The organism is Streptomyces coryli (assembly GCF_011044975.1).
In the GTDB taxonomy this organism is placed as follows: Bacteria; Actinomycetota; Actinomycetes; order Streptomycetales; family Streptomycetaceae; genus Streptomyces; species Streptomyces coryli.
Window position 1 is genome coordinate 1 of the sequence record NZ_JAAKZV010000534.1, and the last position, 1363, is coordinate 1363.

The following is a 1363-nucleotide window of genomic DNA, read 5'->3' on the forward strand; positions in this document are numbered from 1 at the left end:
CCACCCCCCACCTCACCACCGCCGAAGCCTCCACCACCGCCACCCGCATCCTCGCCCAACGCGAAACCACCACCACCCTCACCGAACTCCACCGCCTGGGCGCCCAAGCCCGCTACCACACCTGCGACCTCCGCGACCCCGACGCCACCCGCCGCACCCTCAAGGAAATCGCCGCCGAACACGGCCGCCTCGACGCCGTAGTCGGCGCCGCCGGCCTCATCGAGGACCGCCTCCTCGCGGACAAGACCCCCGACTCCTTCCACCGCGTCTACGCCACCAAGACCGACGCCGCCCGCAACCTCCTCGACGCCGCCGCCGAACTCGCCGAAGGCGAAAGCCCCCTCCTCGCCGTCCTCTTCGGCTCCATCGCCGCCGTCTACGGCAACGCCGGCCAGTCCGACTACGCCGCCGCCAACGACACCCTCGAACACCTCGGCGCCGCCTGGGCGCACCGCACCGGCCACCGCGCCCTGACCGTCCACTGGGGCCCCTGGGCCCCCGTCGGCGCCCACACCGGCATGGTCACCCCGGAACTCGGCCGCGACTACGCCCGCCGCGGCGTCGAGCTCATCGACCCCGAGGAAGGCGTCCTCGCCCTCCTCCGCGAACTCGCCTGGGGCGACCCGTCCCTGACCTCCGTCGTCTATACGGCCTCGGGGTGGTGACGCCCATGGACAAGGGCACAGGCATGGACATCGCCATCACCGGCATGGCCGTCCTCCTCCCCGGCGCCGCCGACCTGGAGGCGTACTGGCACGGCCTGGTCACCGGCGCCGACGCCATCACCGAGGTCCCGGCGCACCGCTGGGACCCCGCCTACTTCCCCGATCGCGTCTACTGCCGCCGCGGCGGCTTCGTGGACGACCTCGCCTCCGTCGACGTCACCCGCTTCGGCGTGATGCCCGGCTCGGTCTCCGGAACGGACCCGGACCAGCTCATCGCCCTCTCCGTCGCCGCCCGCGCCCTCGCCGACGCCGGCGGCGAAGAGCGGCTACCCGCCCGCGACCGAATCGGCGTCGTACTCGGCCGCGGCGGCTACCTAACCCCCGCCCAGGCGCGCCACGACCAACGCATACGCACCGCCGAACAGCTGACCCGCACCCTCGGCGAGCTCCTGCCGGAACTGGGACAGGACCGGCTCACGCAAGTACGCGACGCCTTCGCCGACCAACTCGGCCCGGAGGTGCCGGAGGCAGCCATCGGCCTGGTCCCGAACCTCGTCGCCTCCCGTATCGCCAACCGCCTCGACCTCCGCGGCCCCGCCTACACGACCGACGCCGCCTGCGCGTCCTCCCTGATCGCCGTGGACCAGGCCGTCGCCGAACTGACCACGGGCCGCTGCGACCTGATGCTCGCCGGCGGC

General features: G+C 73.5%; 2 protein-coding genes. Both read left to right on the forward strand.

Features of this window, described 5'->3' with window-relative positions:
* The coding region (locus G5C51_RS42010) for an SDR family NAD(P)-dependent oxidoreductase (protein ID WP_165246197.1) at positions 1-665 on the forward strand (665 nt) is incomplete at its 5' end.
* Between the two features lie 5 nt (positions 666-670).
* Positions 671-1363: beta-ketoacyl synthase N-terminal-like domain-containing protein (locus G5C51_RS42015; RefSeq protein ID WP_276617719.1), on the forward strand; the 693-nt coding region annotated here is incomplete at its 3' end.